This is a genomic window from Rufibacter glacialis, from assembly GCF_008271745.1.
GTDB lineage: Bacteria > Bacteroidota > Bacteroidia > Cytophagales > Hymenobacteraceae > Nibribacter > Nibribacter glacialis.
The window spans coordinates 105,518-121,090 of sequence record NZ_VKKZ01000024.1 but is presented as its reverse complement, the minus strand read 5'-3'; the positions used below and the strand labels follow the sequence as shown (position 1 = coordinate 121,090).

Genomic DNA, 15,573 nt, shown 5'->3' with positions numbered 1-15,573 from the left:
CAAGGGGATAGCGACCACAGTGTCTGGAAGCCCCAAAAAAGCTAAGAATGCAGTACCCCCTCTTTTTCCAGAATGGAAATAGCGCTGAGGTTCTCTTCTATGACACTGCCAGGCACGAACACGAACCGCTTGTCATAGATGGTGCTGCCTATGTAGTAGCTCACCCAGAACTCATTGGTGATCTGGAACAGGGCCGGGTCAATGGGCTCTACCTGCAAAGCGCTTTTAGGGGCCATCTGGTCAAACATGTGCCGCAGCACAGAGGTCTTCACCTCGTCGCCGTTCAGGTGCCCATACCCTTTGGTGGAGATCAGCACGTTCTCCAGGTAAAATTCATTGCTGTTAATAAAGTAGACATTCCACTCTTCCTGCCCCAGGTCATTCACCTCGCGCGCAATGGCAATGGACACGCCTTCTACCTGATGGAAATCAATATCTTTCTTCATACGTGGTGTTCTAACATCTTTGCTTCAAATAGCCGCTCCAGCTGCTGCAGTAGTTTTTCCTCTACTTCTTCCAAAGGCACGGCCCTTCCAATTTCCTTCTCCAGGGAGGTCACCGCTTTATCTGTGATACCGCACGGCACAATATTCCCGAAATACGCCAAATCCGTATTCACATTGAGGGCCAGGCCATGCATGGTCACCCAGCGGCTGCACTTCACGCCCAGGGCACAGATCTTTCTGGGATTGCGTTGCTCCTCAAAGTCAAGCCACACCCCGGTCAAACCGGCAATGCGACCGGCCTGCAAGCCATACGCAGCCAAGGTCTGAATCACAGCCTCTTCCAGAAGCCGAAGGTACTGATGGATATCGGTAAAGAAATTCTCCAAGTCCAGGATGGGGTAGGCCACTAGTTGGCCCGGACCATGGTACGTGATATCTCCTCCACGGTTGATCTTATAAAAGGTTGCCTCCTTTTCTGCCAGCCCCTGCTCATCTAAGAGCAGGTTAGACTCATGGCCGCTTTTGCCCAGCGTGTACACATGCGGATGCTGGCAAAGCAACAGGTAATTAGGGGTTAGGTGCTTTTCAGATTCAGGCAAAGCCCGGTTCTGGGTTTTCAGGTCTACAATCTCCTTCAGCAGCCGCTCCTGGTACTCCCAAGCCTGTTGGTAATCTACCAAGCCCAACTTCTCAAAAGAAATGTCTTTGTTCTGCGTCATGGTTCTGCGGCCTTCTTCCTCTATGTATAATGATTACTCCGCCAGGTGGCATCGCCTTTCTACTGTCCTATACAGAAACCTACTCTTCACGTATAGAAGGCTTTGTAAACAGAAAACTGTGCAAATTACTCATTAAACCAGCACCTACCAAAAATGGCGCATAATACTACTTTGGGCAAGCGGGGCGAACAGGCGGCAGAGGCCTATTTAACGGGGCTGGGCTACAGGGTGCTGGAAAAAAATTACCGGTACAAACGCGCTGAGGTAGATCTGATTGCTGTGAAAGGAAAGGTGCTGGCGCTGGTAGAGGTCAAAACCAGGAGCACCCACCAATACGGGTTTCCGGAAGAGGCGGTCTCCGCCAAGAAAGAGGAGATGCTGCAGCTGGCGGCCGAACATTATATAGAGCAGCACCAATGGCCCCACGAGGTGCGTTTTGACATTGTCTCTGTGCTCTGGACCCAAGGGAAACCCGATATCCTGCACATAGAAGACGCTTTCCACTAACGCAGCCCTGGAACCCCAGAACTGCCTCTGCCGGTGGATGCCCCGTTTTGGGGTAGTTTTAATAAAAAGCCTTAGTAAACCTAAGTGAACCTTAAGAGAACTTACTGCCCTTGTCACGCACTGCGGCTGAAAATTAGCCACAGACCAAGAAGCTTCAAACAAAGAACCCGTTTAAAGCCTGTTTCAGAAAAAACGGGCACTAAACGGGTTCTTTGTTTGAAGCTTCCTGAGATGGAAAGCAAGATGATATTCTTATTTCTTCTCAAATACCAGCGTACCATGTCGGTCATACTGTTTCACCAGCACGGGTTCTATGGGTTTGTCAAACGCTGACTCGGCGTACTGGAACTCAAACTGGCGGCGGCCCCTGAAATCATAGAAATTGATCCAGGTGCCCACTTTGCGGCCTTTATCATAGGTGCCTTGCCACTCTAACTGGCCATTCTCATAGAACTTGTAGTATTCGCCCTGCACCTGACCATATTGGTAGGGAATCACCTCTTTGATCTTGGTCTTGGCTGCGTCATAGTAAGAGATCACGGCATCACGCAGGAAACCTTTCTCGTAGTGCTGCCGCTGGGTAAGGGTACTGTCCGTCCGGAAGGTTTCCCAGCGCAGGTGCTTGGCCCCCACAAAGAAATAGCCTTGCTCAATGAGCACGTCGCCCCGCATTTTGGTATAGGGCCCGTGCAGGATCAGCATGGGGGTTTTGGAAGGATCTAAAGTAGGCGACCGGAAGATCTTCCGCTTCTTTACGTCAAAGTAGTGCTTGTCGCGTACGTAGGGGTTGGGTGCCTGGTACTCACGCAGGTAATAGAAGGTCTCCACGATCTCGTTCTTGCCTTTGCCCTGCCGGGCGAAGCCTTTCTTGACGCGGTAACCGAAGTAGGTCTTTTTCTTCTTGGATTCTTTCTTCTCCTTCTTCTTATCAACCACGCTGTCAGCGGCGGCTGTGGCCAGAGAAGGCCGGGCCAGGGAATCGTTCAGGAGGGCGGTATCTACCGGAGTTACCACCAGCAGGTCTTTCGGCTTCTGCCAGAAGAACAGCTTTTTCTTTTCCTTGCCTATGATCTGGGCCTGGGTTTCCTGGTGCAGCCCCCAGATGACGCCCATTAATAACAAGGCCTTTGCCCAAATGCTCCTCTTGCGCATAGCAGAATCAACTTACCGGTTTCTGTGATAACGTTCTTAAATCGCCAATTGATATAGCAGCCCTTTACGGAACTTACCCCCTTGGTGATGCCTCAGCATGACAGAAGAACAAATTAGCGCAAATAAAATTCAGATTTACCTGTTTTGGGCGTGATTTATGGAAAAGGCGACAGGAACCCAAAAGCCAGGCCTGTTACCACAGGCCTGGCGGTAAGCATAAGCGTAAGCGAAACAATGGAACCTTAGAGGGCCTTGGAGCTGGCAAAGGAAACTGGCTCTGGGGCCTGTTTGACCAATCCCTGGAACCCTTTCTTATTCAGATCCTGGCGCGCCTGATCAGCGGTAGCCTTGGTCACGAAGCGCCCGGCCAGAATACGGTGTACTTTCTGCCCGTTCACGGTTTCTTCCACCAAGGCAATCGGCATTTTCTGGTATAGCTTCCGGAGTTTCTCTACCTGGGCTTCTGCGTTCTCCAGGTTACCGTAAGCACCGGCTTGGATCACGAACACTTTCGTGTTGCCCAAGACAGGTACCAAAGGCGCAACGATGGGCGTGGCAGGTACGGCGGCAGGAGTGGAGACAACGGGACCAACAGGTGCTACGGCAGGAGAGGTAATTGCAAGGGCTTCTGTGGCTGCTGCTTTGGTCTCAGGTATCTTGGCGGGCACAGTGAGGGCCAAAGCCTCTGTGACCACTGGTTTTTCCTTCGGTTTCAGCTCTTCCACCTTGGCCCGGCTGGCCAGGAAAGATTCTGGCAGGCTCACTACCTCCACCGTCACATTGGCGATGCCTTGTTTGCGGTAGTGGATTTTCTTGGCCGCGGCCTCAGATAAGTCAATAATGCGGGCACCACTGAAAGGGCCGCGGTCGTTTATTCTCACTACCACGCTCTCGCCGGTAGCCTTATTGGTTACTTTTACTTTACTGCCTAAAGGAAGTTCATTGTGGGCCGCCGTGAGTTTATGGCGGTTATAGATCTCTCCGCTGGTGGTAGGTCTGCCGTGGTATTTGGCGCCGTACCAAGATGCTAAGCCTTTTTGCTTATCACCCACGTCCTGCCCAGAGGCAGAAGGTGCAAAAGGAAGGAAAGAAATGAAAAGAACGGTAAGCGCATAGTAAATTTTCTGTATCCCCATTTTAGGTTTCTTCTGTGGAACATCAATTTCAAGGGGACAAAATTAGGAACAATATTCTTCCCAACAAGCCTCCCACCGTAGAGCCAGCTTTACGCAAGCCTCAACAACTTCTTAAAGTAATACGTTTTTATTGAAATATGCAAATTAAAAATTACCTGGTATCACTAATTTCATAAATCATGGTATGCCAAAGCTGCTTACTTTTGAAAACTTATTTTCTGCGTATACAGCCGTTACACCGCGATTTCAACCATAGAATAGGATTAAAATTACATCAGCCCGAAAGCATGAAATCCTTAGAAAAATAGAAAGACGAAAATAAAAACGTTTTTTTTCTTAAAAACTTAGCGCAACCCCCTATTTTCATGACAATTGCTTCCGATTTTAGCAGTTATATAGGTAAAAACATATATTAAACCCATGGATTTCGGACGCCTCCCAGACATCTCCCAGGTTGACTTCAGCCTGCCCGTAGACCACCCGGCCACGCAGCAGGTATTGGCCCGAAGCCAACGGCCGACCCGCCCGTCTTTCTACCTGGGCTGCCCCACCTGGACAAACAAACCCTGGATTGGCACCTACTACCCTGCCGGGGCCCAGGACGCGCAGCTGCTCTATTGGTACGCCCGCCAGTTCAACACCCTGGAGATGAACACCACCCATTACCGCATTCCAGACGCCACCTCCATAAGCCGGTGGCGCCAGGCGGTGCCGCCCGGGTTTATGTTCTGCCCCAAGCTGCCGCAGATCATCAGCCATGACCAGTTGCTCCAGAACGTAGGCGAGCCCACCAGGCTTTTCTGCGAGGCCATTCTGGGCTTAGGGCCTAGCCTGGGCATGGCCTTTCTACAGCTGCCCCCGTTCTTCGAGCCAGATGAGTGGCCTTTGCTGGAGCAGTTCCTGCGGCACTTCCCCACTGAGGTGCCGTTGGCGGTAGAGTTCAGGCATGAGAACTGGTTCAAGGAATCTGACCAGACCCGCAAGGCTTTTGAGACCCTGGAAGAAAGGCAGATCACCACCGTGCTCACGGACGTGGCGGGCCGCAGAGATGTGCTGCACATGCGCCTCACCACCCCTACGGCCATGATCCGGTTCAACGGCCACGGCCTGGTACGCTCAGATTACACCCGCCTGCAGGCCTGGGCAGACCGCCTGCACCAATGGCTGGACCAGGGGCTTCAAACGGTTTATTTCTTCATGCACCAGAAAGACATCCTGGATGCTCCTCCGGCCTTGGTATACCTCATGGAAGAACTGGAAAAACGAACCGGGTTCCAGCTGCCCCGGCCACAGAAAGTACAGCAGTTTGTGCAGGGTAGTCTGTTTTAGGCCAGCCTTGTGCCTCTGTTCTGGATTAATCAGCCTAAGAGCAGAACCGGCCTGGTTCTACGCCTGTTTTCTAAAAAACAGTGCAAAAACAGAAGTACGGAGAGACCTCACAGGTTTTGAAAACCTGTGAGGTCTTTTTGTTTACTGTGCGGTAAGCAAGCTATGTCTAAGGGGGCCCTTTTGCCAGAAGCAGGATGTTCAGAATAAATCCGATTTACAGGACTCATGAGCAGCGGTAATTGGCACAGACACTCGCAGGACTTTCAGACGCTACGAGGTCTTTTGAGCCGGCGCTTTTGGCTTATTTTCTGCAAAACCAGCTTAAAACAGCCAAGTAGCTTTAGCTCTGGGCAGAGGCCAGGGGAGTGGCTTCGGTAAAAGCGATATGGAACCTGGTAAGGCCATCCGGGCCAGTTTCCAGGGAGAACGGGAAATGGTGGTGCAGCAGGATCTCACGCACCATGGTGAGCCCTATGCCCTGCCCATTGGCTTTGGTACTGAAGAACGGGGAGAACAGCTTTTCCTGCACCTGGGGCGTAATGGGTTTGCCGTTGTCCAGAATCATCAGTTGCGGCGGTGAGGCAATGGTCTGTACCCTCACCCAGCCGCCTTCGTCCGTAGCTTCCAGAGCATTCTTAACTACGTTGATCAATACCTGTTCCATCTGCTGCACATCTAGCATAATGGGGCCAATCTGCGCCGCCAGTTCCCATTCCCAGCGCACCTGCTTCCGCTCAAAGCTTGGCAGCATAAGCCGGTGGATGCTGTGCAGCAAAGCATGCAAATCTGCGGGCTGCTGAACGGGCGGCGGAATACGCACCACATTGGCAAAATTGGCCATAAAACCGGCCAGGTTCTGGTTGCGCGTAATGCAGACCTGTAGCGCCTCGTCAAAGTCGGGGCGAGTGTCTTGGTTTAGTTGCGGCGAGAAATAGGAGAAGGAGTGGAGGATGGAATTGACCGCGCCAATGGAATTGTTGATCTCATGCGACATCATCCGGATGAGTTTCTCGTAGGCGTTGCGCTCTTTCTCCAGCAGTTCCTGCGTGAGTTCCTCCACCAGAATGAAGTAGCGGTGGTAGCCTCGATCCAGGAACCGGATCTTACGGCAGCGGTACGTCTCAATGCCGTTGGGCCTGATCACGCGCTGCTCGTCCTTGGGCAGTTTCCCCAGCGAGTTCCCCCAGTGGCTGGGCAGCTCCTCCAGCGGCCTCCCTACTACCTCTCTCCCTGAGGTTTGCAACAGCACAGCCGCTGCCGGGTTCAGGCCCGCCACCCGGTCATAGGTGTCCAGCAGGATAATGCCCGAGGGCGAGGCTTCAATGAGGCGCTCCAGCAGAAAATGCTTCTCGGTCTGGGTCACGCGCTGTTGCCGTAGCTCATCTATCATCTGGTTGTACACCTGAATAAGCTGGTCTACCTCTTTCTGGCCTGTTTCTATGAATTTGATGGAAAAATCGCGGTCGCGGATAGATTCTACGCCGGCAGCGATGAGGTGGAGCGGCCGCACAAACGCGGTGTAGAGCCTAGCCGTGAACACCAGACTGAGCAGAATCAACCCCTCGGCGGCCACAAACATGATCTTGTTGTAGGTGAGCAGTTGCCAGGCCAGTACCCCCATGGCCGCGTAGAGCAGCCCCACCGTCAAAAGAAACTTACTCCGCAGTGTCATACGGAATGTTGAACTTCTCCAGCCTGCGGTACAGTGAACCACGGCTCACACCCAGAGCTTTGGCTACTTTGCTTACATTGTTGCTATAATAGGCCATGGACTTTTTGATCATGTTGGCCTCCAACTCGTCCAGGGTCATGGCGCCCACGGAGGGCAGCAGTTTCTCGTCCAGTTTTCGGGAACCGCCTTGCAGCTGGTTCTGGAAATCCTCTACCTCCAGCAGGCTTTTACCGGAAACCAGCACCGTGCGCTCCACCAGGTTCTTCAGCTCCCTGATGTTTCCTGGCAAGGGCAGTTCGCGCAGCCATTTCAAGGCCTTGTTGCTTACCTGCAGTTCCTGCTTGTGGTAGGTGACCTTGAGGTTATTCACGAAATGCTGCACCAGCCTGGGAATATCCTGCGCCCGTTCGCGCAAAGCCGGCAGCTTTACCGTGATGAGGTTGATGCGGTAATACAGATCCTCCCGAAATTTACCTTCGGCCACCATTTCCTGCAGGTTGCGGTTGGTGGCGCAGATCACTCTAATGTCCAGGTGGCGGGAGCGGCTGTCGCCGAGGACTTCATAGGTACGGTCTTGCAGCACGCGCAGCAGTTTCACCTGGCTGCTCAAGTCCAGCTCGCCAATCTCATCCAGGAAAATAGTGCCCTTGTTGGCCATCTCAAAACGACCCACGCGGTCAGCTTTGGCATCAGTGAACGCGCCACGCCGGTGCCCGAACATCTCGCTCTCAAACAGACTACCCGAGATGCCGCCCAGGTTCACCTTCACAAACGGCGCTTTCCGGCGGTGGCTGTTTCTATGGATGGCCTCCGCAATAAGCTCCTTGCCTGTTCCACTGTCGCCTTCAATCAGCACGGAGGCATCTGTGGCGCTGATCTGCCCCACGTTGCGGAGCACCTGCAGCAACCCGGGATCTTCGCCCACGATCATAGAGAAGTCGTACTGGTCGTCCAGAGATTTGCGGGTGAGTTTTCCTGAAGTAGGTTCCGCGGTCGGCTGGGCCAGTTCTAGCGCGGTTCTGATGGACTGGAGCAGGTGGTCGTTGTTCCAGGGCTTGGTGATAAAATCGGCGGCGCCGCCTTTGATGCCTTCCACGGCCAGGTTGATGGATCCCCAACCGGTGATGAGAATGACTGGCACTGCCGGATAGAGCTTCTTCAATTGCGCCAGCAACTGCAGCCCGTCTTCACCGGTGGTTTCCAGGGCGAAGTTCATGTCCATCAACACCAACTGGGGCATTTGTTTCGCCGCCACTTGCAAGGCCTCTTCCGGCCCCTCGGCTTGGGCTGTGGCAAAGCCGGCTTGTTTCAGAAACAAGCTCAAAGAAGCCCGTACGGCTACATCATCGTCAATAATCAGGATCATGGGCTTGGGAAGCGGGAAGGTGAAGGTAGCGTTTTTAGGCTGTTTTTGAAATACAAGACAAGAAAGTGCTGGCAACAAACCCTTTTGTTACTGGCTCAGGTTTGCCAGCTGGAACCCTTGTTGATAAGAGGTGCTTTGCGCCTGTTTCAGAAAAACAGGCGCAAAGGCAGCTGGATTTAGGAAGCAATCCTACTCTTCATGCAAGGCCACGGCCGGTTGTATGCGGGAGGCCTGTTGGCTGGGGTAAAGCGCGCAGAGCGCGACCAGCAGAAAGATGAGCACCGCAGCGGTACCAATGCCCTGCCAGTAGATGGCCGGGGACAGCTGAAACACCTGCAGCAACGGAAACTGCACCGCCAGCAACAGCCCCAGCAGCAACCCGAAAGTGGCCATCACCAGCACCTCGCCCACAAACTGAGTCCTGATCTGCCGGGTGGTAGCGCCCATGGCCCGGCGCAGGCCTATCTCAGACGTGCGCTTGTTGATGTTATACCATAGCACGCCAAAGAGCCCCAAGGCCACGTTGAACACCAGGAACCCGCAGACCACCGCCATTGCCACCAAGGGCACCAGCGTCATTTTAGCTTTACTTTGGCGCATTTTCTCCAGCGTAGTCACCTCAATTGACCAGCCTTTGGCAATAGCCGAAATCTCCTTTACCATTTTCTCTTCAAAGGCCACCCCCGTACCAGGTTTCACCTTGATGAGAAGGCCAGTCCACACGTATTTGTTGTCCTTAGATAGATTGATACGGCCAAAAAAAGCGCCTTCCTCTGCCGCGTACTCACTGGCGGGTCTGAAATGGTTTACCACTCCAATGACCGTATAGTGGGTAGAATCATTGGCGGATACCTTTTTCCCCAGAGGGTCTTCTGAACCAAACAAGTCACCTTTCAGCTTTTGGTTAATCACAATGGCCGGGTGAAGGCTGCTGTTATCCTGGGGCCCAAACCATCTGCCTTGGCTTAGTTGCAGGCCCAAAACGTCTTTGAACTCATCCTGCACCTCAAAATTGTGGGTCTCCACCTCCTTGCCCTTCTCATAGGTCAGGTCGCCGTTCATGGTGTTAAAAGAGAAGGGTGTGTTGGAACTGGCCAGGGAAGCATGGGCCACTTCTGGAAAGCTACGGACCCGCTGCAACAATTGCTCCTGCACCGCCAGGTTCTGGGCAGTAGAATCTGTGTTGGGGTTAATCCAGACCTGCCAGACATTGTCATGGGTAAAGCCCAGGGGCTGGCGGTAGTTGTGGTAATTGTAGAGCGCAAAGCTGAGCACTCCAAACAGCACCAGGAAGGAGAAGAAAATCTCAGAGATCAGCAGGAAGTTACTTTTCTTCCGGTTCCAGATCAGTTTAAACAGATGGCGTATCATTTTGAACCTCCTCTCAGTGCCTCAACGGCGTGTAAACGTGACATTTTATAGGCGGGGTACACCCCGGAAATCAGCCCGAATACCAGGCAGAGCAGCAGACCCCAGGCAAACACCCGCACATTCAGGCCCAGGTCTGCATAGGCAATGACGCCGCTGTTGTTGATGAGGTGCATGACGCCAAGCGAAAACGCGAGCCCCAGCAAACCGCCTATCAGGGTCAGGAACACGTTCTCCACTACAAACTGACCAATGATGACTTTGGAAGACGCCCCAAAGGCTTTCCGGACGCCGATCTCAGAAGATCGTTCCATAATGCGACTGATGTTGATGTTCACCAGGTTGATGGTAGGCAACAGCATAAACAGAAAGGCGGCCAAGGCCAGAAGCGTGTAGAAATAGCCCACATTAGAGTTTTCGCCTCTGCCCCCTAGCGTAGTGCGCGCAAATGTTTCCAGAATGGTGTCTGGGAAAGAGTACAGGGTAGACACATCCTTGGGGTTCTTGATTTCCACCTGGGTCATCATGCGGGCGTACTCCTCTTTTATCTTAGGGAGGTCACCTGGTTTCCTGGCCTGGATGATGGCAAAGAAGGAACCGCGCAAGCGGTCGTTCAGGAATTCATTCCGGCGTAAGGTGATGGGCACCCACACGTCTGAGTAAGAATTGAGTCGCAGAACGGGTACGTCTTTCACCACCCCCACCACGGTGTACTTCACCTGGTTCACTTCAATGCGCTGGCCAATGGCCGGAGCATCGCCGAAGTACTTTTGGCGGGTGTTCTGGTTGATGACCGCCACGTGGCTGGCGTTGGCTACTTCCTGCTGGGTAAAGGCCCGGCCTTCCAGGAACTCAAAATCCAGAATCTCCCAAAAGGCCCGGTCTGTGTGCTTGAGGTCTAAGGTCAGCTTCTGGTTGTTCACATAGCTGTTGACCGTGGTGAACACAGAGTTGATGGAGACTTTCTCCGGGGTCTGCAGCTTCTTCACGTACCGGTCCAGGAAATAGTAGCTGGGTGGCCCGCTACTACTGTAGCCTTGTTCCCCTTGCTCGCGCATCATGTTCACAAACAACAACCGCTCTGTCTGGCGCTCCGGCATCTGGGGGCCAAACGCATGGTCAAAGAGCGATGTCACTACCATGAGCACCATCAAGGTGAAGCTGATGCCAAACAAGCTGATGAAGGTGAAGAATTTGCGGCGTTTCAGCACCGCCCAGGCAATTTTGATGTAATTCTTTAACATAGCCGTGCGGTTAGATCTGCGCTTCTATCACCATGGAATCTGCCACTTGCTGCCCGTCAAAGAACCTAATGAGGCGGTTGGTTTTAAGGGCCATGTGCTCGTCATGCGTCACCATCACAATGGTGGTACCTTCTTCCTGGTTCAGGCGCAGGAGAATGTCCATGATCTCGTTCCCCATCACGCTGTCCAGGTTTCCGGTAGGCTCATCTGCCAGAATGATCTCCGGGTTTCCGGCTAGGGCCCGCGCAATGGCTACCCGCTGGCGCTGCCCCCCGCTGAGTTGACTGGGGAAATGCTTGGTGCGGGTGCTCAGGCCTACTTTCTCCAGCGCCTCCAGGGCGCTCTTGCGGCGTTCCCCCGCTGAGACAGGACGGTACAGCAACGGCAACTCCACGTTGTCCACGACACTCAGATCATGGATCAGGTGATAGCTCTGGAACACGAAGCCTATTTTCTCGTTGCGCAGCTTGGCCAGCTGGCGGTCTGAATGCGTTTTGACCGGCTTGCCGTCTATGGCCACGTAGCCAGAGGTAGGCTCATCTAACAGGCCCATGATGTTGAGCAGCGTAGACTTGCCACAACCAGAAGGCCCCATGATGGACACAAACTCACCCCGTTCTACCAGCAGGTTCACGCGGTTCAGGGCTACCGTTTCAATGGTCTTGGTGCGGTAGACTTTCTCAATGTCTTGTAACTGGATCATATGTTATAATGTGCTAATGCGTTAATGTGCTGATGTGGTAATGTGCTGATGTAGTAATGTGCTGATGTGGTAATGTGCTGATGTGGTAATGTGCTGATGTGTAAATTTGAAGATTTGAAAATGTGGCAATGTGATGATTTCCTCCAATCTGTTTAAGGCCTGATTTCCGGAGAACAGCCCTTATTCAGATGTTGCCTGTTACTTCTTTGTCCCCCTTTGAAGGGGGTAGGGGGATGATTTCTCGTGCTGATCATGGCATTCCCGAGAATCATTTTGTTCTTGTCCCTTGCAGTTGCCTAAGGTTCTTCTTCCGCCTTGGTCATCCCCCTACCCCCTTCAAAGGGGGACGGAATGCGTGCTCTATTTTAGCCCGGTTTTCAGAAAACAGACTTGAAAAGCGCTATCAATTTTCTGCTAACAAAGGCACGCCTCGTTCAAAGTCATACAGGGTAAGGGCGCGCAGGCGGTAATAGGCCACCCAGAAATCTTGCAGGGCCGCAATGTAGGCGCGGCGGGCCTGGTCTTTTTCCTGGAGCGCGATGTTCAGGTCGGTGATGCTGATGCGGCCCACCAGGAACGTGGCCTTGGTGATGTCATAGCGTTCCTGCCCAATGGAGTCTGCGGCGGCGGTGATCTTAAGGCGTTCCTGCAGCAACTCAATCTGATTTACCTGGGTGTAGACACTCTGCTCGAAGTTGGTCTGCTCCTGCTCCACGGTGTACTGCGTGAGTTGCAGGTTGGCTTCAGCGGTTTTCACGCGGGCTTTCTGCCGTCCCCAATCCACGATGGGCATGTTGAACCCCAAGGCTACCTGTTGCTGGTTCTCAGGCCTCACGTAGCTTTCCTGGAAGTTGTCGGCGTTTTTGGTAAGCCCGAAGGTGGCGTACAAATTGGCGTTGAACCCTCCTTTGCCCCGCGCCTCGGCCACGTCTTTCTGGGCCTGCAGCACCCGGCGTTCGTACTGGAACCGTTCTTTGCGGTTCAGGCGGGCTTGTTCCAGAGCGGTTTGCTCTTTCACCTCCAGGGTGGGCACCTCCACCGGGGCTTGCACCGCTACTTTCTCGCCCTGCGGCAGCCCTACAAAGGCGGCAAACTGCATGGCCATGGTTTTTAGGTCAGTGGCCGCCTGCGCCTGGGCCATTTGCGCATTCATGAGGCTCAGTTGCAGTTGCAGCAGTTCGTTTCTGGACAACCGTCCCAGCCGATGCTTTTCCTGGGCCACCCGGAACAGGGACTGGTTGTTTTCCACGTTTTTAGAGGCGATCTCAAAATTCACCTGCTGCAACAGCACCTCAAAGAAACGCTGGGTAGCGGTGGTGGCCACCGTCTCGCGGTCTTCCAAGAACTGCCGCTCTGATTCCTGGAACCGCAGGGGCTCTACTTTCTTGTCCCAGGCCAGTTGGTTGAACCCGAAGATAGGCTGGGAAAACCCGATGATGGCCGGAAACGAATTGTAGCGCCGCAACCTCTGGTTGAAGTCATCAAAGCGCTGGCTCTGCGAGGTAATAAAGATCTCGCCGCCCGTGAACCCTACCGCCTGCCGCACCGACAGCCCCACTTCAGAATTGCTGATAGACACGGCTTTGAAATCTGTGGTACCATCTGGTTGGATAACCGGCACAATGCTTCGGGAGAAATCTGGCAGCGTACCGGTCAGCGACAGGTGCGGACGGTACGCGGCTTTGAAGGTGCGGTATTGCCAATAGCTGCTGGTCTTGTTGGTGGCGGCTTGTTTAGAGGCCGTAGACGAAGAAAGCGCCAGATCTATGGTTTCCTGCAGGGTCAGGCGCCGTGCCGTTTCTGCGTTTTGCGGGCTTTGCTGGGCCTGCGCCACCGGCATTTTCAGGAAACTGATCAACACTATATATAATAGAGTAGATTTCATGGATACGGGGCCTTAGTCGTCTGAGAGTTGAAGTTCTTGCAGGTGCACAAACTCCTTGGTGTTGGAGAGGATGATCTGTTCGCCCACGGCAATGTCGCCCTGCAGTTCCACGAAATCCAGGCTGCTGGCGCCGGTTTTCAGGGTGCGCCGCACGGCTTTGTCGCCCTGCACCACAAACACTTCCTGCTGGGGCGAGCCGGTGAAGAAAGGCCCGTTTTTCACGCGCAGCACGTTGGGCCGGAAATCAGTGAGCACAAAAACTTCTACCCGCAGATTGGAGCGCAAGGCGGGGTGGTTTTTCTCCTGCAGCCGCACATAGAACGTGATGATGCCGTTCTCCACTTTGGGCTGCACATTGGCAATCTCGCCGCGCAAATCTGTGTTGTTCACCCGTACCGTGACCGGGCCGCCTACTTTCAACTGCTCAGCGTAGGTGTCTGAAATGGTAGACTTGATCTTGAAGCTGCTCAGATCGGCTACGCGGGCCAAGGGATCCCCGGCGTTCACGGTGGCGCCCACTTCCTCGTTCACCCACGTCACTACGCCTTTGCGCACGGCTTTCACATCGGCTTGTTCCAGTTGGCGCTGCAGTTGGCCAATGTCGCGGCGCTGCATTTCCAGTTCATAACCCACGCCTTTCATCCCGATGCGGGCGGCGGCTTGCTCATCCTGGATCTGGCGTTGGAGTTGGGTTAGTTCCAGAGAGGCCACTTTCAGGTCTAATTCCACTTTTTTCACGTTTTCCTGGGTGCCGCCACCAATAGAGAGCAGGTATTGCTCATCGGCGAGCGCCGCCTGCAGGCTTTTCACGCGCACTTCCTGCACGGCGTACCGGGAGCGGAGTTGGTTTACGTTTTTCTGCAGGTCATTCTGGAGTTCGGCGGTTTTGTTCTGCTTCAGTTGCTGCTCATCGCGAAGTTTTTCAAACGCCGTTTGCGACGTCTGCTTGTCCAGGAGCAGGAGGGGCTCACCGGCCGCCACATGGTCGCCGGGCGTATGCAGCACCCGCTCAATCTTGGCCTGGATAGGACTGGCAATGACTTCCTCGTTTTCAGGGACTACCACGCCAGAAGCGGTCAAAGAAGCCTCCACGGCGCCTACTTCTACGGTGGCAAACCGGAGCTCTGATCTGGAGACGTTCGTTTCCAGCACCAGCCTGAACGCCAAGACGCCCAGCAGCACCGCCACGGCCGCCGCGCCTATTTGCCACACCCTTCGGCGTTTGGCTTGTTGTACTACGGCTGGGGATAATTCTCTGTCCATTTCTGTATAGGTTTGCCTCCTCTGTTATCCAAGCACTATGCCATTGTGTATACTATTGATTAACAAATAGTTAACTTCTATTCTTCACAACAGAATTGTCCAGTTCTGGACAGCGAATCCAGAACTGGACAGGTTTCAGAAGGTGGGTTTCAGGAAAGGAAAACAGATCGCTTTCAGCGTGTTTTCAGAAAAGTAGCCTTGAAAGGGAAAGGCTAATACTATCTTTGCCTTGGTCTTTGGCTCTTCACTTTCACTGAGACCTAGAAACATGGCAAGAAACAAGGCGCATTTTGAAGGCTACTTCGGGATTGGGATCATGGAACCTAAAACCGAGGAAAACGTTGGCACGCTCTGGCGGTCGGCCTCGCTCCTGGGTGCCAGTTTCCTCTTCACCGTGGGCCGACGATATAAGAAACAGTCGTCAGACACAAGTAAGAGCTGGAAGGAGATCCCGCTGTTCCATTACACAGACTTTGATGATCTTTTTCAACACCTGCCTTTCAGTTGCCAATTGGTAGGCATTGAATTAGACGAGAAAGCGGTTCCTATTGAGCAGTTCACCCACCCGGAACGGTGCATTTACCTGTTGGGCTCTGAAGACCACGGTCTTTCCAAGGCGGTACGCGCCCGTTGCCACCACCTTGTGCAGCTGCCTGGCAGCAACTCCATGAACGTGGCGGCGGCAGGTTCCATCATGCTCTATGACCGGCACCTCAAAACCCACTTGGCCCAGCCGCTCCCGCCGCAGCTGTAGCCTTCTGCCATTGCTTGAATAGGATATTC

Annotated in this window: 14 protein-coding genes; 3 read left to right on the top strand and 11 right to left on the bottom strand. The window is 53.5% G+C overall.

Annotation, left to right across the window (positions count from 1 at the left end):
• Window positions 1-41 precede the first annotated feature (41 nt).
• Complete coding sequence (locus FOE74_RS18265) at window positions 42-446, bottom strand: hypothetical protein (RefSeq protein WP_149100076.1); 405 nt, start codon at window positions 444-446, stop codon at window positions 42-44.
• Entirely contained in the window at window positions 443-1,165 is a 723-nt protein-coding gene (gene lipB / locus FOE74_RS18260; protein ID WP_149100075.1) for a lipoyl(octanoyl) transferase LipB, read from the bottom strand. Before lipB ends, FOE74_RS18265 begins: the two co-directional genes overlap by 4 nt.
• A gap of 153 nt (window positions 1,166-1,318) precedes the next feature.
• Between lipB and FOE74_RS18255 the strand changes: the two genes are divergently transcribed.
• Window positions 1,319-1,672 (top strand): YraN family protein, encoded by a 354-nt coding sequence (locus tag FOE74_RS18255; protein WP_149100074.1) that lies wholly within the window; start codon window positions 1,319-1,321, stop codon window positions 1,670-1,672.
• Window positions 1,673-1,924: 252 nt separating this feature from the next.
• Here FOE74_RS18255 and FOE74_RS18250 read toward each other — a convergent pair whose 3' ends face one another.
• Both FOE74_RS18250 and FOE74_RS21330 read right to left on the bottom strand, forming a co-directional pair.
• Window positions 1,925-2,824, bottom strand: a complete 900-nt coding sequence (locus FOE74_RS18250; RefSeq protein ID WP_149100073.1) for a toxin-antitoxin system YwqK family antitoxin — start codon at window positions 2,822-2,824, stop codon at window positions 1,925-1,927.
• A 242-nt stretch (window positions 2,825-3,066) separates the two neighbouring features.
• On the bottom strand, window positions 3,067-3,960 hold the full coding sequence (locus tag FOE74_RS21330) for a septal ring lytic transglycosylase RlpA family protein (RefSeq protein ID WP_188686967.1): 894 nt from the start codon (window positions 3,958-3,960) through the stop codon (window positions 3,067-3,069).
• A gap of 420 nt (window positions 3,961-4,380) precedes the next feature.
• On the opposite strand from FOE74_RS21330, the gene FOE74_RS18240 reads away from it, so the two are divergent.
• Window positions 4,381-5,289: a DUF72 domain-containing protein gene (locus tag FOE74_RS18240; RefSeq protein WP_149100072.1), complete on the top strand. Its 909-nt coding sequence runs from the start codon at window positions 4,381-4,383 to the stop codon at window positions 5,287-5,289.
• 340 nt (window positions 5,290-5,629) lie between these two features.
• On the opposite strand, the gene FOE74_RS18235 is transcribed toward FOE74_RS18240, so the two are convergent.
• The 7 genes from FOE74_RS18235 to FOE74_RS18205 all read right to left on the bottom strand — a co-directional run bounded on the left by FOE74_RS18235 (window position 5,630) and on the right by FOE74_RS18205 (window position 14,790).
• On the bottom strand, window positions 5,630-6,961 hold the full coding sequence (locus FOE74_RS18235) for a sensor histidine kinase (protein WP_149100071.1): 1,332 nt from the start codon (window positions 6,959-6,961) through the stop codon (window positions 5,630-5,632).
• Window positions 6,945-8,327, bottom strand: a complete 1,383-nt coding sequence (locus tag FOE74_RS18230) for a sigma-54-dependent transcriptional regulator (protein ID WP_149100070.1) — start codon at window positions 8,325-8,327, stop codon at window positions 6,945-6,947. Before FOE74_RS18230 ends, FOE74_RS18235 begins: the two co-directional genes overlap by 17 nt.
• Before the next feature lie 189 nt (window positions 8,328-8,516).
• Entirely contained in the window at window positions 8,517-9,698 is a 1,182-nt protein-coding gene (locus tag FOE74_RS18225; protein ID WP_149100069.1) for an ABC transporter permease, read from the bottom strand.
• Complete coding sequence (locus FOE74_RS18220; RefSeq protein ID WP_149100068.1) at window positions 9,695-10,939, bottom strand: ABC transporter permease; 1,245 nt, start codon at window positions 10,937-10,939, stop codon at window positions 9,695-9,697. The genes FOE74_RS18225 and FOE74_RS18220 overlap by 4 nt, the downstream gene beginning before the upstream one ends.
• Window positions 10,940-10,949: 10 nt before the next feature.
• Entirely contained in the window at window positions 10,950-11,642 is a 693-nt protein-coding gene (locus FOE74_RS18215; protein ID WP_149100067.1) for an ABC transporter ATP-binding protein, read from the bottom strand.
• 403 nt (window positions 11,643-12,045) lie between these two features.
• Window positions 12,046-13,527 (bottom strand): TolC family protein, encoded by a 1,482-nt coding sequence (locus FOE74_RS18210; protein WP_225840879.1) that lies wholly within the window; start codon window positions 13,525-13,527, stop codon window positions 12,046-12,048.
• 12 nt (window positions 13,528-13,539) lie between these two features.
• Window positions 13,540-14,790 carry an efflux RND transporter periplasmic adaptor subunit gene (locus FOE74_RS18205; RefSeq protein ID WP_149100066.1) on the bottom strand — a complete coding sequence of 417 codons (1,251 nt, stop codon included), beginning with the start codon at window positions 14,788-14,790 and terminating at the stop codon, window positions 13,540-13,542.
• Between the two features lie 268 nt (window positions 14,791-15,058).
• On the opposite strand from FOE74_RS18205, the gene FOE74_RS18200 reads away from it, so the two are divergent.
• Complete coding sequence (locus tag FOE74_RS18200) at window positions 15,059-15,544, top strand: RNA methyltransferase (RefSeq protein ID WP_149100065.1); 486 nt, start codon at window positions 15,059-15,061, stop codon at window positions 15,542-15,544.
• Window positions 15,545-15,573: the final 29 nt, after the last annotated feature.

Coding starts and splice junctions, on each gene's coding strand:
- FOE74_RS21330 (WP_188686967.1), bottom strand. CDS start 3,960: ATGGGGATACAGAAAATTTACTATGCGCTTACCGTTCTTTTCATTTCT.
- FOE74_RS18265 (WP_149100076.1), bottom strand. CDS start 446: ATGAAGAAAGATATTGATTTCCATCAGGTAGAAGGCGTGTCCATTGCC.
- lipB (WP_149100075.1), bottom strand. CDS start 1,165: ATGACGCAGAACAAAGACATTTCTTTTGAGAAGTTGGGCTTGGTAGAT.
- FOE74_RS18230 (WP_149100070.1), bottom strand. CDS start 8,327: ATGATCCTGATTATTGACGATGATGTAGCCGTACGGGCTTCTTTGAGC.
- FOE74_RS18210 (WP_225840879.1), bottom strand. CDS start 13,527: ATGAAATCTACTCTATTATATATAGTGTTGATCAGTTTCCTGAAAATG.
- FOE74_RS18200 (WP_149100065.1), top strand. CDS start 15,059: ATGGCAAGAAACAAGGCGCATTTTGAAGGCTACTTCGGGATTGGGATC.
- FOE74_RS18215 (WP_149100067.1), bottom strand. CDS start 11,642: ATGATCCAGTTACAAGACATTGAGAAAGTCTACCGCACCAAGACCATT.
- FOE74_RS18225 (WP_149100069.1), bottom strand. CDS start 9,698: ATGATACGCCATCTGTTTAAACTGATCTGGAACCGGAAGAAAAGTAAC.
- FOE74_RS18235 (WP_149100071.1), bottom strand. CDS start 6,961: ATGACACTGCGGAGTAAGTTTCTTTTGACGGTGGGGCTGCTCTACGCG.
- FOE74_RS18255 (WP_149100074.1), top strand. CDS start 1,319: ATGGCGCATAATACTACTTTGGGCAAGCGGGGCGAACAGGCGGCAGAG.
- FOE74_RS18250 (WP_149100073.1), bottom strand. CDS start 2,824: ATGCGCAAGAGGAGCATTTGGGCAAAGGCCTTGTTATTAATGGGCGTC.
- FOE74_RS18220 (WP_149100068.1), bottom strand. CDS start 10,939: ATGTTAAAGAATTACATCAAAATTGCCTGGGCGGTGCTGAAACGCCGC.
- FOE74_RS18205 (WP_149100066.1), bottom strand. CDS start 14,790: ATGGACAGAGAATTATCCCCAGCCGTAGTACAACAAGCCAAACGCCGA.
- FOE74_RS18240 (WP_149100072.1), top strand. CDS start 4,381: ATGGATTTCGGACGCCTCCCAGACATCTCCCAGGTTGACTTCAGCCTG.